23 protein-coding genes are annotated in these 19,551 nt (G+C 60.1%); 15 read left to right on the forward strand and 8 right to left on the reverse strand.

Annotation, left to right across the window (positions count from 1 at the left end; genetic code table 11):
• Nucleotides 1-84 precede the first annotated feature (84 nt).
• The gene (locus ABRP86_RS09350) at nt 85-1,206 is read left to right on the forward strand and encodes a TerC family protein (protein ID WP_349863881.1); all 1,122 of its coding nucleotides are present in this window, start codon (nt 85-87) and stop codon (nt 1,204-1,206) included.
• Between the two features lie 10 nt (nt 1,207-1,216).
• Here ABRP86_RS09350 and ABRP86_RS09355 read toward each other — a convergent pair whose 3' ends face one another.
• On the reverse strand, nt 1,217-1,507 hold the full coding sequence (locus ABRP86_RS09355; RefSeq protein WP_005283496.1) for a YciI family protein: 291 nt from the start codon (nt 1,505-1,507) through the stop codon (nt 1,217-1,219).
• A 59-nt stretch (nt 1,508-1,566) separates the two neighbouring features.
• Here ABRP86_RS09355 and pgsA point away from each other — a divergent pair, with 59 nt between their 5' ends.
• The 4 genes from pgsA to ABRP86_RS09375 all read left to right on the forward strand — a co-directional run bounded on the left by pgsA (nt 1,567) and on the right by ABRP86_RS09375 (nt 4,051).
• Nucleotides 1,567-2,151 (forward strand): CDP-diacylglycerol--glycerol-3-phosphate 3-phosphatidyltransferase, encoded by a 585-nt coding sequence (gene pgsA / locus ABRP86_RS09360; protein ID WP_023017340.1) that lies wholly within the window; start codon nt 1,567-1,569, stop codon nt 2,149-2,151.
• Between the two features lie 5 nt (nt 2,152-2,156).
• On the forward strand, nt 2,157-2,672 hold the full coding sequence (locus ABRP86_RS09365; RefSeq protein ID WP_284624038.1) for a nicotinamide-nucleotide amidohydrolase family protein: 516 nt from the start codon (nt 2,157-2,159) through the stop codon (nt 2,670-2,672).
• Between the two features lie 8 nt (nt 2,673-2,680).
• On the forward strand, nt 2,681-3,058 hold the full coding sequence (locus tag ABRP86_RS09370) for a helix-turn-helix domain-containing protein (RefSeq protein ID WP_005278839.1): 378 nt from the start codon (nt 2,681-2,683) through the stop codon (nt 3,056-3,058).
• A 135-nt stretch (nt 3,059-3,193) separates the two neighbouring features.
• Nucleotides 3,194-4,051, forward strand: coding sequence for a PspA/IM30 family protein (locus ABRP86_RS09375; protein WP_023022801.1), 858 nt, complete (start codon nt 3,194-3,196; stop codon nt 4,049-4,051).
• A 125-nt stretch (nt 4,052-4,176) separates the two neighbouring features.
• Here ABRP86_RS09375 and ABRP86_RS09380 read toward each other — a convergent pair whose 3' ends face one another.
• The 3 genes from ABRP86_RS09380 to ABRP86_RS09390 are packed head-to-tail and all read right to left on the reverse strand — an operon-like array spanning nt 4,177 to nt 6,068.
• Nucleotides 4,177-4,800, reverse strand: a complete 624-nt coding sequence (locus ABRP86_RS09380; protein WP_349863886.1) for an energy-coupling factor transporter transmembrane component T family protein — start codon at nt 4,798-4,800, stop codon at nt 4,177-4,179.
• Between the two features lie 12 nt (nt 4,801-4,812).
• Nucleotides 4,813-5,505: an energy-coupling factor ABC transporter ATP-binding protein gene (locus ABRP86_RS09385; protein ID WP_349852769.1), complete on the reverse strand. Its 693-nt coding sequence runs from the start codon at nt 5,503-5,505 to the stop codon at nt 4,813-4,815.
• The gene (locus tag ABRP86_RS09390; RefSeq protein WP_023022795.1) at nt 5,505-6,068 is read right to left on the reverse strand and encodes a biotin transporter BioY; all 564 of its coding nucleotides are present in this window, start codon (nt 6,066-6,068) and stop codon (nt 5,505-5,507) included. The genes ABRP86_RS09385 and ABRP86_RS09390 overlap by 1 nt, the downstream gene beginning before the upstream one ends.
• A 130-nt stretch (nt 6,069-6,198) precedes the next feature.
• Between ABRP86_RS09390 and ABRP86_RS09395 the strand changes: the two genes are divergently transcribed.
• From ABRP86_RS09395 to ABRP86_RS09415, 5 genes are all read left to right on the forward strand, one after another.
• Nucleotides 6,199-6,414: a DUF3046 domain-containing protein gene (locus ABRP86_RS09395; RefSeq protein ID WP_284769643.1), complete on the forward strand. Its 216-nt coding sequence runs from the start codon at nt 6,199-6,201 to the stop codon at nt 6,412-6,414.
• 182 nt (nt 6,415-6,596) lie between these two features.
• Entirely contained in the window at nt 6,597-7,733 is a 1,137-nt protein-coding gene (gene recA / locus ABRP86_RS09400; protein WP_349863889.1) for a recombinase RecA, read from the forward strand.
• Nucleotides 7,734-7,772: 39 nt separating this feature from the next.
• Nucleotides 7,773-8,372 carry a recombination regulator RecX gene (gene recX, locus ABRP86_RS09405; RefSeq protein ID WP_349863891.1) on the forward strand — a complete coding sequence of 200 codons (600 nt, stop codon included), beginning with the start codon at nt 7,773-7,775 and terminating at the stop codon, nt 8,370-8,372.
• 163 nt (nt 8,373-8,535) lie between these two features.
• Nucleotides 8,536-10,062 carry a tRNA (N6-isopentenyl adenosine(37)-C2)-methylthiotransferase MiaB gene (miaB, locus tag ABRP86_RS09410; protein WP_349863893.1) on the forward strand — a complete coding sequence of 509 codons (1,527 nt, stop codon included), beginning with the start codon at nt 8,536-8,538 and terminating at the stop codon, nt 10,060-10,062.
• A gap of 23 nt (nt 10,063-10,085) precedes the next feature.
• Entirely contained in the window at nt 10,086-10,712 is a 627-nt protein-coding gene (locus ABRP86_RS09415) for an Rv2732c family membrane protein (protein WP_349863895.1), read from the forward strand.
• Here ABRP86_RS09415 and ABRP86_RS09420 read toward each other — a convergent pair.
• Both ABRP86_RS09420 and ABRP86_RS09425 read right to left on the reverse strand, forming a co-directional pair.
• Entirely contained in the window at nt 10,709-11,809 is a 1,101-nt protein-coding gene (locus ABRP86_RS09420; protein WP_023022784.1) for a GNAT family N-acetyltransferase, read from the reverse strand. The genes ABRP86_RS09415 and ABRP86_RS09420 overlap by 4 nt on opposite strands.
• Nucleotides 11,809-13,113, reverse strand: coding sequence for a DUF349 domain-containing protein (locus ABRP86_RS09425; RefSeq protein ID WP_023022782.1), 1,305 nt, complete (start codon nt 13,111-13,113; stop codon nt 11,809-11,811). The genes ABRP86_RS09420 and ABRP86_RS09425 overlap by 1 nt, the downstream gene beginning before the upstream one ends.
• Before the next feature lie 136 nt (nt 13,114-13,249).
• On the opposite strand from ABRP86_RS09425, the gene ABRP86_RS09430 reads away from it, so the two are divergent.
• Genes ABRP86_RS09430 through dapF form a run of 3 tightly spaced genes read left to right on the forward strand, consistent with a single transcriptional unit; the run spans nt 13,250 to nt 15,607 of the window.
• Nucleotides 13,250-13,870, forward strand: coding sequence for a hypothetical protein (locus ABRP86_RS09430; RefSeq protein WP_349863896.1), 621 nt, complete (start codon nt 13,250-13,252; stop codon nt 13,868-13,870).
• A complete protein-coding gene (miaA, locus tag ABRP86_RS09435) occupies nt 13,852-14,751 on the forward strand; it encodes a tRNA (adenosine(37)-N6)-dimethylallyltransferase MiaA (protein ID WP_349852775.1) in 900 nt (299 codons plus the stop codon). The genes ABRP86_RS09430 and miaA overlap by 19 nt, the downstream gene beginning before the upstream one ends.
• A 10-nt stretch (nt 14,752-14,761) precedes the next feature.
• Complete coding sequence (dapF, locus tag ABRP86_RS09440; RefSeq protein WP_349863900.1) at nt 14,762-15,607, forward strand: diaminopimelate epimerase; 846 nt, start codon at nt 14,762-14,764, stop codon at nt 15,605-15,607.
• Nucleotides 15,608-15,612: 5 nt separating this feature from the next.
• Here the strand turns inward: dapF and ABRP86_RS09445 are convergent, their stop codons facing one another.
• Entirely contained in the window at nt 15,613-16,161 is a 549-nt protein-coding gene (locus ABRP86_RS09445; protein WP_349852777.1) for a hypothetical protein, read from the reverse strand.
• A gap of 11 nt (nt 16,162-16,172) precedes the next feature.
• Complete coding sequence (locus ABRP86_RS09450) at nt 16,173-16,976, reverse strand: hypothetical protein (RefSeq protein ID WP_349863903.1); 804 nt, start codon at nt 16,974-16,976, stop codon at nt 16,173-16,175.
• 75 nt (nt 16,977-17,051) lie between these two features.
• On the opposite strand from ABRP86_RS09450, the gene hflX reads away from it, so the two are divergent.
• Both hflX and ABRP86_RS09460 read left to right on the forward strand, forming a co-directional pair.
• The gene (hflX, locus tag ABRP86_RS09455) at nt 17,052-18,560 is read left to right on the forward strand and encodes a GTPase HflX (protein ID WP_349863905.1); all 1,509 of its coding nucleotides are present in this window, start codon (nt 17,052-17,054) and stop codon (nt 18,558-18,560) included.
• Between the two features lie 32 nt (nt 18,561-18,592).
• Nucleotides 18,593-19,551: uracil-xanthine permease family protein (locus tag ABRP86_RS09460; protein ID WP_349863908.1), on the forward strand; the 959-nt coding region annotated here is incomplete at its 3' end.

Raw genomic sequence — 19,551 nt, forward strand, 5'->3', positions numbered from 1 at the left:
TGTCGGCCCAGCGAGGAATATCCGCTGGGCGGGGGAGACCTCCGGTCACTTTCTTAAAGTAAATTCGACCGGAGGGATCTCGCGATGAACGTCCCATTGTGGGTGTGGCTGGTTACCGGTGCGGTGATTTTAGCCTTTTTTATATTCGACTTTTATTCTCACGTGCGCAGTCCACATGAGCCCACCCTGAAAGAGTCGGGCCTGTGGACCCTTTTCTATATTTGCGTCGCCGTAGTTTTTGGCGGCGTCGTGTGGGCCGTGTGGGGCCACGAGCACGGCATCCAATTCTTTACCGGTTATGTCACAGAGCAGGCGCTTTCCGTGGATAACCTCTTCGTATTTGCGCTTATCATGGGATCCTTTAAAATCCCGCGCAAGTACCAGCAAAAGGTGTTGCTCATCGGCATCATTATCGCCCTCGTCTTCCGCCTCGTATTCATCCTGTTGGGCGCGGCGGTTATCGCGGCGTGGTCCGATATCTTCTACCTCTTCGCCATCTTCCTGCTCTACACCGCCATCAAGTTGGTCATCGATGAGATTCGGGACGCGCCGGAGACCAACCCGAACGATATGGCCATCATCAAGCTCGTGCGCAAGGCCGTAGATGTTACCCCGCAGTACCACGGGGATAAGCTCACCCACCGCGTGGATAATGGCTCTAAGAAGGGCAGGTTCGCCTTTACGCCGCTATTCGTCGCCCTGGTTTCCATTGGGCTTATCGATGTCATGTTTGCCTTCGATTCCATTCCGGCAATCTACGGCATTACCTCAGAGGCGTTTTTGGTTTTTACCACCAACGCATTCGCGCTGATGGGCCTGCGCCAAATGTACTTTCTTATCGATGGCCTCTTGGACCGCCTCGTCTACCTGCCTTATGGCCTGGGCATTATCTTGGGCTTCATCGGCATCAAGCTGCTCTTCCACGCGTTGCACGAGAATAACCTGCCGTTTATCAATGGCGGCGACAACATTGAATCCGTGCCAGAAATCTCCACGATCGGCTCGCTGGTGGTTATCGTTGGAGTCTTGGTCATCACGGTTCTTGCATCGGTTATCAAGAACATGCGCGATAAAACCCAAGGCGTAGTGGCTGTATCCCACAACCACTACGACTGGGACGAGGAAGGAAATAAGATCGTGCGCAATACGCGCGGCGATTACCTGGGCAGGGCCGAGGATCTGTCCAAGGAAGACCTACCCAACTAGGGGAGAGAGCCTAGAAGCGGGCTTTAACCGGATTCCACTCGCGGAAGCTGCGGCCCTGGAGGCAGCCTTCTTGATAGAAGGGATCATCGTTCATCAGCTGGATGACATCGGCTACCTCGGTGTCATCATCGTCAAAGCGCACAATGATGAGCGCGCCGCCTTGGGAATCCGTGAACGGTCCCGAGGCCACGATGGTGCCCTCATCAAATAGTTTCCCGGTGAACTCGCGGTGGGCCGGGCGGACCTTCGCTATCTCTGGGTTGGCTGGGTTGTATTCATAATTGACTGCAAAAAATTTCATACCGGACAGTATAAATTCTCGGGGGAGTGTGCCGCGAGACCATTACCCAAGCGGGTAGTATGTATAGGGTGAATCAACCCGGAGCACAGTCAGCGCAGTCCTCGGAAGTGAATCCGCAGGTCTCTAATTGGAATCTGCCAAATTTCCTCACCTGCCTGCGTATCGTTTTCATTCCGGTCTTTGCATGGCTGGTCATCGGCGGCCATCAGTGGTGGTCGTTCGGCGTCTTCGCCGCCTTAATGCTCACGGATAAGCTCGATGGCGATATTGCCCGCGCCCGCGGGTTGATTACCGATTTTGGCAAGATTGCCGACCCCATTGCTGATAAAGCGCTCATGACCACAGCGCTTGTCTGCCTCAATATCGTCGATCAGCTTTCGGTCTGGGTCACCGTCATTATTTTGATTCGCGAATTCGGCATCACCATCTGGCGCATGGCCCTGTTGCGCCGCGGAAAAGTCGTCCCAGCCTCTAAAGGCGGCAAGCTAAAGACCGTCCTGCAGTCCTTCGCCGTGGGTCTATATTTGTGGCCGCTTCCCTCGTGGATGGATATTCCTACCTCCTTCATCATGTGGATGGCCGTCGTGGTAACGGTCATTACCGGCGTGCAGTATCTCATCGATGGACAAAAGCAAAATAGCTAAACGCAATGACCTTTACAGAATCTGACCTCGTTGCCTTATTAACAGAGCGCCACGAGACCGTGGCCTTGTGCGAATCGCTGACTGCCGGCTTAGCCAGCGCTACTATCGCTTCGGTGCCAGGCGCGTCTGCCGTCTTGCGCGGTGGCCTTATCACCTATGCCACCGAGGTGAAATCTCACTTTCTGGACAAACCAGTCTCAGAGATCGAGCGCGTAGGCGTCGTCTCTGGCGAAACTGCAGTTGATATGGCTCGCGCCGCTGCTGCGGAAACCGGGGCGGATTGGGGTTTAGGGCTTACCGGCGTCGCTGGGCCCGATAAACAAGAAGGAAAAGAACCCGGCACGGTATTTTTAGGAATCTATTCCGCCGGGCGCATAGCGCAGTCTTTTTGCTTGCGTGACTTGGGCACTGAACGAAACCAAATTAGAAAGGCCACGGTAGGAGTTGCGATCGCCCAACTTGGTGCGATCATCAAAAAATTTCCTACCAGTGGGGAACAAATTTCATCGAAGGAGCGTTAAAACTTACGATGAACATTTCTACAGCAGTCCTCGACCACTCGGCGCAGACTGCCGCGGAACCTGCGGCAGCGGCACCATCGGCGCCACAACCTGCCCGTGCCCCCGAGCCATTATTGCGTGAAGCATTGGGCTTGACTCTGCGCGCATTCCGCGCGGATAAGTCAGTTACCCTGCGCGAATTGGCTAGCGTCGCCCGCGTGTCACCGGGCTACTTGTCGGAGCTCGAGCGAGGCCGCAAGGAAGTTTCTTCTGAGCTACTGGCCTCCGTGTGCCACGCGCTTGATGCCTCTGTGTCGGACGTCCTGATCGAGGCTGCCGGTTACATGGCGCTGCCGTCGATGGATGAAGAGCTCGCGCATACCGCGCCAGCTGCTTCTGAGCTTTAACGCGTGCGCGACTCTTAAGAGAGAGTAGACGCGGTGGATACCTGCGATTAGTGGCGGCAGAGCCCTAGGCGTTGGGTTACTATGAACACGACAACGCGACGCATTCCCACATTCCTTAGAAAGGTCTAGAGCATAATGGCGAATCCATTTGTTAAGGGTTGGAAGTACCTCATGGCACTGTTCGATAATAAAATCGAAGAGAATGCCGATCCGAAAGTGCAGATTGAGCAGGCCATCGAAGATGCCCAACGTCAGCATCAAGAGCTATCGCAGCAAGCTGCGGCGGTTATTGGCAATCAACGCCAGCTGGAGATGCAACTTAACCGACGCCTAGCCGAGGTCGAAAAGCTGCAGGGCAATACCCGCCAGGCGCTGGAGCTTGCAGATAAGGCACGCGCCAATGGTGATGAGAGCAAGGCCGTGGAGTATGAGAACGCCGCCGAGGCCTTTGCCGCTCAGTTGGTGACTGCAGAAGAGTCTGTAGAGGACACGAAGAAGCTCCATGACCAGGCATTGCAACAGGCTGAGCAGGCAAAGCGCGCTGTAGAACGTAATAATGCTGCCCTGCGCCAAAAGGTTGACGAGCGTTCGAAGCTGCTATCGCAGCTGGAGCAGGCAAAGATGCAGGAAAAGGTTTCCGAGTCTTTGAACTCCATGAACGAGCTATCGGCCGGCGGAAACACGCCTTCGCTTGATTCCGTGCGCGATAAAATCGAGCGCCGTTACTCCAAGGCTCTGGGGCAGGCGGAATTGGCGGAAAACTCCGTCGAAAACCGGATGGCTGAGGTGCAGCAGGCAGGCGTTCAGATGGCCGGCCATTCTCGCTTGGAGCAAATCCGTAGTGAGATGAACTCGACGAAGTCGGTGGAAGGAAACCGAACTGAGGCCATCGAGGGAAATAAGGGCTCTGGCTCCGCTGCGGATCAGGCCGCACAGCCGACGTCGAATGACGATGCAGTCCAGGCCCGTCTGCGCGAGCTGCGCGGAGAGTAACACCCTGATTCCGCGTTCGTCGTCATAGCACTAACCGCACAATAGCCTTCGATCCTTCCTTATCCGCTCTGAACGGTGGGGAAGGCGGAGGCTTTTGTGCTAGTCGGGCAAATGCCTTAGTTGACTTAGTCGCCGACGCCGCGGGCTTGGAGGGCTTCGCCAATGGCGCGGGCGCGTCGGATGGAGCGGATGATGACGGGAGTGACAAACGCCGAGGGGGAGAATCCAGCGCCGCGTGCCTTGCGGGCATCGAGAACCTCATAGACCGTTTCGAACATGAGGGGGATGAGGCGGATTGTCAGGGACATCGCCAAGCTGATGTTTTCTACTGGGACGCCGAAACGATTAAGCGGCTGGAGGGATTCTTCCAGGGACTCCATGATCGCATCGATCGTCGAGGTGAGCGTCAATAAGAAGGCCAGGATCATGGCGGCCAAGATGTTGAGGAACATCACCGCGGCGTAGTCAAAGTCCTTCGCCCACCACTGGAACCCGGCAAGGGGAATGAGGATTATTAGGGGCGGCCAGAGTTGGCTCCAGGCAATCCGTGGGGGAATGCGGGCGATGATGTACGTCAACGCTGCAGCGATCACCGCACCGCCAGCCCACGGCAAAGAGCTGAAAAAGATGCTGGTAACCAGGATGAATACCAGCAGTATGAGTATCTTCCAGCTCGGTTTCATCCGGTGGATTACCGTCGTGCCCGGAACGTACACGGAAAGCGGAATATTGGTTCTGCGTCGAGTCATTGGTTGGGCTTTCTAGAGCGGACGCTGTGCCATGAGGTCTCGGTAAAAATTGATGACCTCCTGGGGAGCGCCATCGGCGGCAACCTTGTGGTCATCGATGCAAATGACGCGATCGAAGTCCAAAAGAAATTCCAGATCGTGAGTAACCACGATGAGCTGCTGGTCGAGCTGTGCGAACTCGCGCTTTATGCGGTCACGATTGCGGAGGTCAAGCAGCGTCGTTGGCTCATCTGCGATGATGAGCACTGGGTCGATGACCAGCACGGCGGCCAGGGCGAGCAATTGTTTCTGTCCACCAGATAGGGTGTGAGGGGAGCGCTCGGCAAAGTCTAGAAGCCCGAACCGCTCTAGGGCGGCGTCGACTCGCGCAGTGCGCTCGGTCTTAGGCAGCTTGAAACGGCGCAGGGAAAAAGCGATGTCATCGCGCACGTTGGGCATGACAATCTGATTTTCGGCATCAGAAAATACGAACCCCACCTTTTCGCGCACCTTTTTGCCCTGTTCGCTGGGATTTATGCCGTCGACGGTTACGGTGCCCGCAGTGGGCTCACCCAGGCCATTGATAAGCCGGGTCAGCGTGGACTTTCCGCCGCCATTTTGACCGATGACGCCGATCCGCTGCTCGCTTAAAGTCAGGTTGATGTCATCAAGGACCACCGTCTCATCGAAAGCTACCGTTACCGAGGAAAAGTCGATGGTGGGCACTAGGAGGCCTTCTTACCCATCAGGTCGGGGAATGCGGAGTGAACACCAACGGCGATGATGACGGCCACGATGAGCTTTGCGGTGTCAACGAGGACGAACGGGCCTTGCGCCGCGATGGCCGGGCCTACATCCAGCCCGGAGCGAAGCATCAGGCCGATGGCGCCACAGGTGTACTGCACCAAGAGGCCAACGATGGCTGCGATAGCGAGAACCACGGTCATGCCGCCCTTTCCGCGTGGAGCGCGGTAAGCAATGGCGCCGGCGGCGATAGGGGAGAGCACGTATCCGATGATGTATCCCACGGTAGGGCCGGCAAGCGCCCGGAGCGTGGTGCCACCGCCTGCCAAAATGGGCAATGCCAAACCAATAAAGAGGAATAGGAGTCCAACGTAGCCGCCGCGTTTTCCGCCCAAGATGAGGCCGGCCAAAATGAGTGCGGCGTTTTGCAAGACGATGGGGACGCCGGCGGTGCCTACGGGGATAGAAACGAAGGCTAAAACGATAACGAGGGCGGTAAATACCGCAACATAAGCAATGGTGGTTGCCACGGAGTTCTTCTGCATGGAAAAAGATTAGCATCTTGGATAAAGACGCTGTAGACATGCGTATTTGAACGTTGTTCAAGGAGGGCATTTTTGGAGTTCTGGTAAAGGTTTTGGAATAATTTCCGTGGTGGTGGGTAGGATTGCGCGCATGCGATTGACGGAGTACCACCAATTGGTTGTGGATGAATTTGGCGAATCAAAAGGGGCGTGGATTAGCCATTCGCATGTTTTATCTGCGCTCAATGGAACGCCGGATGAGCTTATCGAACGCGGCGTCGATCCTCGCCGTGTATGGATAGGGCTGTGCGATGACTTCGATGTCCCCCAAGAGCGCCGTCTCGGCGTAGATTACCCAACGTTATAGGGTCTGAGAGAAGCCGAAAAGGCGTGTCCATTTTCGATATTCGAACAGATGTATGTACTCTAGTTGGGGTGTCGGTGTGGGCGACTACAGTGGGATTGCATTGAGGTCGGAACCATTTCGGGTTCTGCAGCAGTCTAATTTAAGTGTTCACGCAGCGTCGTACGAGATAAGGATTTATAACAATGGCAGCGAAAAAGAAATCATCCTCAGCCGCAACCAAGGGAGATGACCGCCAGAAGGCGCTCGATGCCGCTATGGCCATGATCGAAAAGGATTATGGCAAAGGCGCCGTTATGCGCTTGGGCGATGATAACCGGCCGCCCATCAAGGCCATTTCCTCCGGCAACACGGCAATCGACGTGGCGCTGGGTATCGGCGGCTTTCCGCGCGGTCGAATTGTAGAAATCTATGGTCCAGAGTCCTCCGGTAAGACGACGGTGGCATTGCACGCAATTGCCTCGGCGCAAAAAGACGGCGGCATTGCAGCGTTTATCGATGCCGAGCACGCCCTCGACCCCCAATATGCACGCCTGCTAGGCGTCGATACCGATAACCTCCTCGTATCCCAGCCGGATACCGGTGAACAGGCCCTGGAAATCGCGGATATGCTGGTGCGCTCCGGCGCCATCGACATCATCGTGGTGGACTCCGTGGCGGCGCTGACCCCGAAGGCGGAAATCGAAGGCGAGATGGGCGATAGCCACGTGGGCCTGCAAGCCCGCCTTATGTCCCAGGCCTTGCGCAAGATGACGGGTGCGCTATACAACTCCGGTACCACCGCAATCTTCATCAACCAGCTGCGCGAAAAGATTGGTGTGATGTTCGGTTCCCCAGAGACCACGACCGGTGGTAAGGCGTTGAAGTTCTACTCCTCCGTGCGCTGCGATATCCGCCGTATCCAGACCCTGAAGGATGGTCAAGACGCCATTGGTAACCGCACCAAACTCAAGGTGGTAAAGAATAAGGTGTCCCCACCGTTCAAGATCGCCGAGTTCGACATCATGTATGGCGAGGGTATTTCTCGGGAGTCCTCCATCATTGATCTCGGTGTAGAAAACGGCTTTATCCGCAAGTCCGGCTCCTGGTTTACCTATGAAGGCGATCAACTGGGACAAGGCAAGGAGAAGGCCCGTTCCTTCTTGAAGGACAACCCTGACCTTGCCAACGAGATCGAAAAGAAGATCTTCCAGAAGCTCGGCATCGGGGAAGAGGCGGCGAATGGTGAAGAAGCTACCGCCATGGATGTCCCCGGCTCCGATGACCCATTGACGGACGAATCCGTAGATTTGGTCCCAAACGTCGACTTCGATGACGACTAACCCTGTCCACCTGCAATCCCACCGCTTATAACCCGCACTATGAATAAACCCGCCCCTGAAAAACTAGAGCAACTCCGCCAAGCGCTTGCCGCCTATGAAAAAGGAGAAGCCGGGGGCGGGCTTTTTGATCGGGAGGCCGAAGAGGCAAAGTCCAAGGTTCGCTTCCGCGCCTTGGGCTTGCTCGACCAGCGTTCGCGGTCCCGCCAGGAATTGTATGACCGCTTAGTGCAGGCCGAATTCGACGCTGAAGTGGTGGAAGATGTCCTCGATGACTTAGCCCATGCGGGACTTATCAATGATGCTGCCTTTGCCGCCGAATGGGTGCGGCAGCGGCATAAGCGGCGAGGAAAATCGCGCAGCGTCCTCGACCGCGAGCTCCGAGACAAAGGCGTCAGCCAACCAGATAGAGATGAAGCCCTCGAGCAAATAGATGCCGCTGATGAAGAAGCTATGGCCCGAGCTTTGGCGGAAAAGAAGGCGCGCAGCCTAAAAGCCGTTCCTGCGGACAGGAAGGAAAGAGATAAGGCGCTGCGCAGGATCGTAGGTGTATTGGCACGCCGTGGGTTCAACGAGGGGATGTCTTTGCGCATTGCCATTAGCGCCCTCGAGGAGCGTTGCGAGGAGCTGGCTTCTCCTTAAAACCCGCGATGGGGGTTGAGCGCCGTGTGGACTCCAACCTAGGTACTCGCGCACGTGCCCCCAAGCGCCGCACCACGCGCACTCGAACCCACCTGGCTGCCTTCACGGGCGCCTAGCAGCGACGGTTATGAGTTGTTCTGGGTGATGGCTAAACTATGCCGACGTGGAGCAGACAATTCCTGAAACCCGTACCTATGAAGTCCGAACCTTCGGCTGCCAGATGAATGTGCACGATTCTGAGCGCATCTCTGGTCTGCTGGAGGAAGCTGGCTACGCGGCCGCAGACGAGGCCACGGAGCCGGATCTCGTCGTCTTTAACACGTGCGCAGTCCGCGAAAACGCCGACAAGCGCCTTTACGGCACGCTGGGCGCATTGAAAAAGACGAAGGAGAACCACCCAGGCATGCAAATTGCCGTGGGCGGGTGCCTTGCGCAAAAGGATAAGGACACCGTTCTTGATAATGCACCGTGGGTGGATGCCGTCTTCGGCACCCACAATATGGCCGCATTGCCAACCCTCCTCGAGCGCGCCCGCCACAATGAGGAAGCCCAAGTAGAGATCGTCGATTCGCTAGAGGCGTTTCCCTCGGTATTGCCCGCTAAGCGCGAATCCGCCTACGCGGGTTGGGTATCGGTGTCCGTGGGCTGCAATAACACTTGCACGTTCTGCATCGTTCCCTCCCTGCGCGGCAAGGAAGAGGACCGCCGGCCGGGCGATATCCTGGCCGAGGTACAAGCGCTGGTAGATCAGGGCGTCTCTGAGGTCACCTTGCTGGGCCAAAACGTCAACGCCTACGGCGTGAATTTCGCCGATCCAGAAATGCCGCGCGATCGTTTCGCTTTCTCAAAGCTGCTGCGCGAGGTGGGAAAGATTGAAGGTCTCGAACGCTTGCGGTTTACCTCCCCGCACCCGGCCGAGTTTACCTCGGATGTCATCGACGCCATGGCGGAAACCCCTGCCGTGTGCCCGCAGCTGCACATGCCGCTGCAATCCGGCTCGGATAAGGTCTTAAAGGACATGCGCCGCTCCTATCGCACGAAGAAGTTCTTGCGCATCCTTGATGAGGTCCGCGAGAAGATTCCGAACGCTGCGATTACCACCGATATCATCGTCGGCTTCCCAGGCGAGACCGAAGAGGATTTCCAGGACACCATGGACTTGGTCCGCCGCGCCCGCTTCGCTTCGGCGTTTACCTTCCAGTATTCCCCGCGCCCTGGCACCCCTGCGGCGGAGATGGAAAACCAGGTTCCCAAGGAAGTCGTTCAGGACCGCTTCGAGCGGCTCGTTGCGCTGCAGGATAGCATCCAGGCAGAAGACAACCAGAAGCTCGTGGGCACGGAGGTAGAGCTTTTGGTCCAGGCAGAAGGCGGGCGCAAGAACGACGAGACCCACCGCATGTCGGGTCGCGCTCGCGATGGGCGCCTCGTGCACTTTAGCCCTATCGACGACAACGGCGCGGATATCTCCGCTGAGATTCGCCCCGGCGACGTCGTGCGCACCAAGGTCACCGGTGCCGGTTCGTTCTTCTTGCTTGCCGATGCCGCAGTAGCCACCCACACCCGCACCAAGGCCGGCGACATGTCGGCGGCGGGTCAAACCCCCACTACCGCTCCCATCGGGGTGGGCTTGGGGCTGCCGGGCATCGGCAAGCCTGCAAGCGCTGCCGCAGCGGATTCCTGCGGCTGCTAACCGGGGGAGTAGGCTAGGGTGCCATGAGAGAGCGAAATACCACCACCGCCGCCCAGGAGGCGGCACAGGCGGAGCGCCGAGCAGCACAAACCATGGATTTGCGTGGGCAGAAGCTGACGCTGTGGATCGCTGTGGCGGCCTATATTGTCTACCTCATCGTTCCTTATGCCGGCTCTGCCCACGGGTGGCAGGCTCTCAGTTTCGGCACCACCGACGGCGGGGTAAAGATCTCGCTGATGGAAACCGTCTCTGCGTGGCTCGCGCTACTCGGCGTGGGCGTGCTGACGACTGCAACCCTGCTCACCCGCCGCGCCACCCTCGGGCTGATTGCGTGGATGATGGTGACGGTTTCATTCTTCGTTAACCTGTGGGGCTTTTGGTACCGTGGCTCCACCGCGGATGCCCCGGCCATCGGCATGTGGGTGGGCATGCTCGCCACTTTTTTGGCCTTCTTGGGCTTTAGCCTCGTCGCCCTGCGCCGCAGCCCAGAGCAACGCGCGGCCGAGGAAAAGGTCCGCGCTTCGGCGGGCCAGCTGGATGAGGTAGGAAAAATCCAGTCCGATATTGCGTCCCCGCAGCCGCAGGAGATGCTTGTCGATGACCGCCGGAAAAAGGCCGCCGAGCGTCACCGCCACCAGCACGAAGGCTAAAGGTGCAGCTCCCAGGCAGAGGATTGGGAGATTTCCCGCGCTCCGAGCCGCGCGTATAGCGCGTTCATAGCACCATCGCCGGCGGCGACGGAACAGTAGCAGCGGCGCACCTGTGGCCACGCTCCGTTGACCTCGTGCAGGGCAGTGAGCTTAGCTAATTGCGCCAAGCCTTGCCGGCGGTGGTCACGGTCGGTGACGGTAAGAGTCCATTCGCACACCTCCGGATCCGCCGCCTCGTGCCGCGCCAGTTCCGTGAGCGCCACGATGTCGCCGGCGTCATCAATGAGCGCAACGAGCAGCGTATGCCCGCGCCGCGAACGCAGGCGTTGGTGCGCCTCTTCCAACCGCTGCCTGGACCACACGATGGGCTCGGTGGACAGGGTGCCGGTATCGGCATCCGCGGACGCGACCGTTAAAAGGCGCATGACATCGTCGATATGCTCTTCCGGTATGGCATAGTCCTGCCATACCGCGGCCGAAAGCCCGGGCGGAAAGAGGGCAGCAGCCGGCTGTTCTGGAATATCGATGGCTAGTTGTCGCTCGCTATGGCGCTGCGTAAAGCCTAAGGATTGATAGACCTCCGCCATCGCGTCGTACTCCGGCGAAGTCTCCGGCGGGTGCAGCAGGCCCGCGTGCGCCACGCTACGGCCGAGCTGCTGGGTGATTTTTAATGCTGTATCTCCCATCCAGGTAGCCACCTTCTGCCTCTTGGCATCAAGGGGTTCTCCGGGCAGTGGCAGATCGCAGAGGACGCACTCGATTTCCGCGGCATTCCGCTCCTCTAAAAGCGGGAGGCTGATGTGGATAAATCCCACGTAGTCCAGCTCTGGACTCGGTGCAGTGGCTGGAATTTGCGGCAGACCAAGCTCGGAGACGGGCCCAAGCGTCGCCGGCCCATCGACCACGGCGAAAAGGTAGGTCTGCGATTCGCCCGAACCCTGCAGGCGGTGCACCACGCGGCTAGGCGAGGTCGAGGCCGCTGCATCCCCGCTGGCTTCCTGCGCCGCAAGGTTTGCCCAGAAAACAAACGATCGGATGCAATCCGCCGGTTCATCCTCGGCTATCTGGGTTGGGCGCGCAATCTGAACGAGGTGCACTATTTATCGTTGACGGCATTGGCAGCGGCATCGGCGAATTCCTGCCATTGCTCCGCCTGCGCGCGCAGCTCCGCGGCCTTCTTCTCCTTGCCCTTAGCTTCCGCGGCCGCGGACTGGGCCTTGAAGTCTTCCACCTTGGCCTGGAACTGGGCCACGCGGGCCTGCGCTTCGGGGTCGGTGCGACGCCATTCGGATTCCTCCGCCTGGGTGACGCGCTTTTCTAGCTGTTCAATCTTGGATTCGTACTCGCGGATTTGGTTGCGGGGCACAAAGCCGATTTCCTCCCACTTTTCCTGCAGCTCGCGCAGCTTAGCCTTGGCCTTGTCCATGCTTTGCGATGGGTCGATTAGGCTGTCGTATTCCGCAAGCAACGCGTCCTTTGCCTTGGCGTTTTCGGCGAACTCGCGGTCCCGCTCGTCGTTGACGGCATTGCGGGCATCGAAGAAGCGGTCCTGGGCGGCGCGGAACTTCGCCCACAGCTGGTCATCGACCTCGCGTGGGGCGCGGCCAGCCGCCTTCCACTCCGCCATGAGATCGCGGTAGGCGCGGGCGGTGGGACCCCAATCGGTGGAGTCCTGGATGGCTTCAGCGCGCTCGACCAGCTCTTCCTTCTTCTTCCGCGCCGCAGCACGGGCGCGATCGAGATCCGCAAAGTGCGAACCGCGGCGCCGATTAAAGGAATCGCGGGCGCGCGAATAGCGCTTCCACAGGCCGTCATCGGTCTTCTTATCGATGCCCTTAATCTGCTTCCACTCTTCCAAAATGGCGCGGATGCGGTCGCCGGCGGCCTTCCACTCGGTGGAATTCTCGGCAATCTCTTCAGCCTCGGCGGCGAGCTTTTCCTTCGCCGCAATCGCATCCTGCCGGCGCTTTTCCCGCTCCGCCTGCGCCTGTTCACCGGCCACAACGGAGTGATCAATAACCGCCGCGAGGCGGCGATCCAGCGCCGCGATATCGCCAATGACCGCAGCGGTAGGCAGGGTCTCGCGGAGTTCGGCGGCGGTTTGCTTGATTCCTGCGGCCTCGCTGGGGTTGGCGCGCAGGCGAGCCTCTAGGAGCTCGATCTCGGTGGCTAGGTCGTCATAGCGGGCGCCGAAGTGCTCGAGGCCTTCCTGCGCAGAACCTGCCTGCCATTCCCCAATCTTGCGCTCGCCCTCGGGGGCGGAAACGAAGACGGACCCATCGGCATCGACGCGCCCCCACTTGGCCGGATCGTTCTTGCTCGGAGATTGCACGGGCACGGGCTTGGCTGTGGGGCGGGGGCCCTTCTTGGGCATGGAACCTGGGGTTGGGGTGGGAGACATGGAAAGCCCTCCTAGACATATATCGCCGCGCGTCACGGCTGCCGGATGAAATCACTGGTTACATTACCGCGAAAAATCGATGTGTGCCTAGAATCTATTTAATTACCTCCACTTGGGTAGATAGTATAGAGGAATAATGTTCAATCTCATGGTTATGCCCGCCTCGCCGGCGCTGGCAGTCGAGCTAGCCCCCAACGACGCCGCCTCGCGGGCACTGCTCGCGGCGGCGCGCACGCTCGCGGTCGAAGCCGCTGCCGCCGGCATTAGTGAGGCAGAAATTATTGGATCCCGCTCCCCACGGTGGCATACCCGCCATACCGGAAGCCTGCGCGCCTGGGGAGCCGACCAAGTGCACGTGGGCGCCGGAAACTACCTGCCAGAGATCATGGCCCACTACGTCTTATCCACGGTCCCACAGATAACGGTTCGCGATAGCCGCGATTACCTGGGTACACCAGCCCCAAAGGTCCTTACCATCGTGGTCGCAGACGGCAGCGCGGGCCTTACCGAGAGGGCACCGCTGGCCCTTATCCCCGGCGCGCAGGAGACGCACCGGTGGTGCGAGGAGGTGTTGATGGGGGCATCGGCAAGCAGCGATGCCGAGTGGCTTAAGCAACGCGGCGTGGAAGAGCCGGAGCTCTGGTTGGAGCTTTCCGGTTGCGCACCTAAGCGCGCGCAGGTGCGGGCGACAGATGCCACCCTCGGGGTCGGACGCTACGTAGCTGGCTGGGAGGTAACATGCGCCCCATCGCAGTAGTTGGCCCCACCGCCTCAGGCAAATCCGCCCTCGGGCTGGCCCTAGCCCATGAACTGGATGGGGAAGTGGTCAATGTCGATTCCATGCAGCTATACCGCGGCATGGATATCGGCACCGCGAAGCTTTCCCCCGCAGAGCGCGAAGGAATTCCGCACCACCAGCTCGATGTCTGGGACGTGACGGAGACCGCTTCCGTGGCGCGCTATCAGCAGGCGGCCTTGCGCGATATCGAGGACATCATGTCCCGCGGCAAGACGCCCATCCTCGTCGGTGGATCCATGCTCTATGCCCAGGCATTGGTGGATGATTGGCAATTCCCGCCCACCGATCCGCAGGTGCGGGCCAAATACGAGGCCCGCCGCGCCGATATCGGAACCGACGCCCTCCACGCCGAGTTGGCGCGCGTCGACCCAGCCGCAGCCGCAATCATTGAGGACAAAGACCCCCGCCGCACCGTCAGGGCGCTGGAGGTCATCGAGCTGACCGGCAAGCCCTTCAAGGCCAGCCAGCCGCCGAAAAATGGCCCGCCCCGGTGGGGAACCAAGCTGCTGGGGCTGCGCACCGATAGCGAGTGGTTAAACCCGCGCATCGAAAAGCGCACGCGCCTCATGTTTGAGCAAGGCCTCGTCGAGGAAGTCGAGCGCCTGCAGGACAAGGGGCTTGTGGCCGATTCCACCGCCGGCCGCGCCATTGGCTATGCACAGGTGCTACAAGCCCAGCGCGGCGAGCTGACGTGGGAGGATGCGGTAGAGCGCACTATTACTGGCACCCGCCGGTACGTGCGCCGCCAGCGTTCCTGGTTCAACCGCGATAAGCGCATTACCTGGCTCGATGCCGCGGGCGATACTACCGCCGAGGCTTTGTATGTGCTGCGGCGCTAGGGTAGAGGGTATGAAATTTGCCAAAGGCCATGGAACTGAAAATGACTTCGTCATCGTAGAAGACTTCGACGCCAAAACGCCGCTCTCACCGGATCGCGTGGCGGCGCTGTGTGACCGCCGGGCAGGAATCGGCGGCGATGGCCTGCTGCGGGTGGTTCGCGCCGGCGCCCTCGTGGACGCGGGCGAGCTGGCGGCCTTGCCGGACGGGGTGGATGCTGCCGATTGGTTCATGGATTACCGCAACGCCGATGGCTCCGTGGCGGAAATGTGCGGCAACGGCACCCGCGTCTTTGCCCATTGGTTGCGCTCGCACGACTTGGTTGGCGAGGACGCATTCACCATCGGCACCCGGGCGGGCGCCAAGCAGGTAACGGTGCATTCCTGCGATGCCACTGCCGCTAGCGTCACTGTGGAGATGGGGCCCGCGCGCGTGACCGGGGTGTCTACGGCCTCCGTAGGCGGTGAGTCCTACGCCGGCCTCGGGGTGGATATGGGCAACCCGCACCTTGCGGCCGTCATTCCAGGCCTGGAACCGGAAGCTTTGGCTACCAAGGAACTCACGGCGCCGGTCTACGATGAGTCCTTCTTCCCGGGTGGCGTGAACTTTGAGCTGGTTACCCCGCTGCGGGAGGGACACGTGCATATGCGCGTCTTCGAGCGCGGGGTTGGGGAGACGCAGTCTTGTGGCACGGGCACGGTTGCGGCAGCTACCGCCGCGCTTGCCGATGCCGCCCAAGCCCTCGGCACCGTCCATGTCCACGTTCCTGGCGGCGAGGTCACCGTCGAGGTTTATGACAACGGCACGCGGTTGACGGGCCCGTCCGCCATCGTGGCTACGGGCGAAACGAGCTTGTAGAGGCGTTAGTTTCCGTCGTCGATCTGTCGCGTGCGGTAATCCGGGCCGAGCTGGAAGGCCGCGCGGCGGGCCGCCAGCCAGGATTCTTTCAGCTCGCGGGCACGTTCATCGGTGACGCGGAGGAGGGCTTCTAAGTCCTGCGTGCGCATGCCGTGGGCGTGGATTCTGACATTGAGGCGGCGGAGGAAGCGGCGCGCCCCGGCTAATTCGTAGTGGAACGCATCGATGGCGGGGTGGGAGCAGTCGAGGTCGAGCAGTGCCGGCCGATACAGCGTGCGATCCGCCAGTGGCTCCGCCTCTGTGGAGGTTTCGAATTCCTCGAATTCGGCGATGACGTCCTGGATATCGTCCGCCGAGAGGGAAATAGAACTGCGCAAGGCCCTTCGTTCCGCGGTATCGGGGCGCGTGCGCAGCATAAACCACCCCGCGCCCACCAGCATGGCGGCGATGATGAGGCCGGGCAGTTTTAACGTGGCAACAATCGCGATCGCGCAAAGGACCAAGAGGATAAAGACAAGTGTCCTCCGGTTTTGCGGATCGTTATGGAATGCCATGGCCTAAAAATTTAGTGCCCACCGCAGCCGCAACCGCCGGATCCGCATCCGCCATCACCGCAGCCGCCGGACGGCATGTCAATAGCGGCGGTGAGCAGGGCCGTACCGGAAATCACGGTATCCTTGGCCGGCAATTCGCCACGGTCCGCTGGCAGGCAGAGATCGAAGGGGAATAGCCCGTCCATGACGAGGTGCGCGAACTTTTCGCCGGTGAGTTCATTGGTGCGCCATTCGGCTTCCATCACCCGGGCGGCAAAGGTGGCCGCAGGAGTGGGGGCCTGTGCGCCCGAGCCCGAAGCGATGACGCGGGCGCCTTCGGATTCAAAAAGGGCGGGGTACTCGCCGGTTTCGGCTTCGAATGCGGCCGGGGACTCGTAGGTGGTGATATCAAGACCCATGGCGGTCAGCGATACCTGCTGCCATTCCTGCCGCGGTTCTTCTGCCAACAACGGTCCCTGCGCGAGGTTCGCCGTGACCTGCGCCAGCGGCGTGCCGAACGGATCGATGATATCCATGATCGCCAGCACGTCATTAAACATCTCCACGTGGGCAAAACCCTGCGTAACCGCATCGAAACCGATAAAGGTGGCGTAGGGCTCAACCGCCAAGATATTAAGTTGGGCACCCGAAGGATCGCCGTATTGGATGAGCTGGCCGCCGCGCACCTCACCGGTTACGGCAAGGCGGTCCGTGGCGATGGCTGCCTCGACCGCGTCCTGCCAGCGTTCGAAATCCAGGCCGATCGCCTGCATCTCGGTATTCTTCTTCTGGGTAGTAGTCGTTGGCCTAGCCTGCGTCGTTTCCATAGGCACCATTGTATCGCTTTGTCCAGTAAGCCCGGAAACCGCAATTCCCGTTTTGCCGCCTAACGTGCCAAAATAGATTGCAATATGAACAAATTTTCCCCGCAGAATTCTGATAGCTCCGCGAGCAAGGACGAACTTCTCGCCCAGGCCTTCCGCGACCACGCGGATACCCCACAGGAAACCACGCCGACCAGCGGCGATCTAGATTTGGCCGAGCGCAACGCCTTCCGCCGCGTTACCCGCGAGACCTCCATCCGCGCCGAGGACACCACCGATGGCTACGAGGTGGAATACCGAAAACTGCGCCTCGAGCGCGTCATCCTCGTGGGCGTGTGGACCGAAGGCACCGTAGCGGAGGTCGAGGCCACGATGGATGAGCTGGCCGCCCTGACCGAAACCGCCGGCGCGGACGTGGTCGAAATGATCTACCAAAAGCGCGATAAACCGGATCCTGGTACTTTCATCGGCTCGGGCAAGGTCAAAGAGCTCCACGATATCGTCGAGGCCACCGGCGCCGATACCGTCGTGTGCGATGGTGAGCTGAACCCCGGCCAGCTCACGGCATTAGAGCGCGCGCTCAATACCAAGGTCATCGACCGCACCATGCTCATCTTGGACATCTTTGCCCAACACGCAAAGTCCAAGGAGGGCAAGGCGCAGGTCTCGCTGGCGCAGCTGGAATACCTCTATACCCACACCCGCGGTTGGGGCGGCAATCTCTCGCGCCAGGCCGGCGGCCGCGCCGGTTCCAATGGCGGCGTCGGCCTGCGCGGGCCCGGTGAAACCAAGATCGAGACCGACCGCCGGCGCATCCGCACCGAAATGGCGCGCCTGCGCAAGGAACTGCGCGGGATGAAGACCGCTCGCGAGGTAAAGCGTTCCCGGCGCCAGTCCTCCACGATCGCCCAGATCGCCATCGCCGGCTACACCAACGCCGGCAAATCCTCGCTCATTAATGCCATGACGAACGCGGGCGTGCTTGTGGAAGACGCCCTATTTGCCACCTTGGATCCCACCACGCGCCGCGCCTCGCTTGCCGATGGCCGCCAGGTCGTCTTCACCGATACCGTCGGCTTCGTCCGCCACCTGCCCACCCAGCTCGTGGAGGCCTTCAAATCCACCCTGGAAGAAGTGCTCGCCGCCGATATCATGCTGCATGTCGTGGACGGATCGGACCCGTTTCCGCTCAAGCAAATCGAGGCGGTCAATAAGGTCATCTACGATATCGTCAGCGAGACTGGTGAGCAGGCCCCGCCGGAAATCATCGTGATCAACAAGATTGACCAGGCCGACCCGCTCGTGCTCGCGGAGCTGCGCCACGTCCTGGATCATGAGGACGTCGTCTATGTTTCGGCGCGCACGGGGGAGGGTATCGACGAGCTGAGCGCGCGCGTGGAGCTCTTCCTCAACTCCCGCGATAGCCACGTTAAGCTGCAGGTTCCCTTCACCCGCGGCGATGTCGTCTCGCGCGTGCATGCTGAGGGCACCGTGCGCAGCGAGGAATACACCGAGGACGGCACGCTTGTCGATGTCCGCCTGCCCGCCACCACCGCCCGCGAGCTCGCCGAATTCATCGTGGACGAAGATTCCTAAAATTCGTGCCCCATGGCCCATAATGGTGGTTCGTGAGCATACTAGGTTGGACCGTCCACGGCGACGGTAAGAAAATTGCACCAGGCGCCGTGGTCGCGCCCGAGGAACGACTAAGTTGGGGCCGAACCATTGGCATCGGCATGCAGCACGTGGTGGCGATGTTTGGTGCCACGCTGCTGGTGCCCACCCTGACCGGATTTCCGGTCAATACCACGCTGCTGTTTTCCGGCATCGGCACCATCCTCTTCCTGCTGATTACGCGCAATCGCCTGCCGTCCTACCTGGGTTCGTCGTTTGCCTTCATCGCCCCGCTGACCGCCTCGCAGCAATACGGGATTGCGGCGCAGGCCGGATCCATTCTGGTGACCGGTTTGGTGCTGGTGGCGGTCGGTTTTGTGGTCAAGGCTGCCGGTAGGCGGGTGCTCGATGCTGTGATGCCGCCGGCGGTTACCGGCGCCATCGTCGCGCTCATCGGGCTTAATTTGGCGCCGAATGCGGCCGAGAACTTCGCCTCGCAGCCCTTGGTCGCAGGCATCACGCTGCTGGTTATTCTCCTAGCCACGGTTGCCGGGCGCGGCATGGTTTCGCGCCTGTCCATCCTCATCGGCGTGGTCGTCGGCTGGGTTTTCGCCGCCCTGACCGGTAATTTAGGCGAGGATGCCAAGGCTGCCATCGATGCCGCGCCGTGGGTAGGCCTGCCCGAATTTCACGCCCCAGAGTTCCATCTTTCCGCCATCGCCGTGGCCTTGCCGGTGCTCGTGGTGCTGATTGCGGAAAACGTCGGCCACGTCAAGGCCGTTTCTGAGATGACCAACCGCGACTTGGACGACCTTGCCGGCGATGCCCTGATTGCCGATGGCCTCGCTTCCTCCCTCGCCGGTGGCTTCGGCGGCTCCGGTACCACGACCTATGCCGAGAATATCGGCGTTATGGCCGCCACGCGCGTCTATTCCACGGCCGCGTATTGGGTTGCGGCCCTGACCGCTATTTT

Source organism: Corynebacterium sp. KPL3927, assembly GCF_040225835.1.
In the GTDB taxonomy this organism is placed as follows: Bacteria; Actinomycetota; Actinomycetes; order Mycobacteriales; family Mycobacteriaceae; genus Corynebacterium.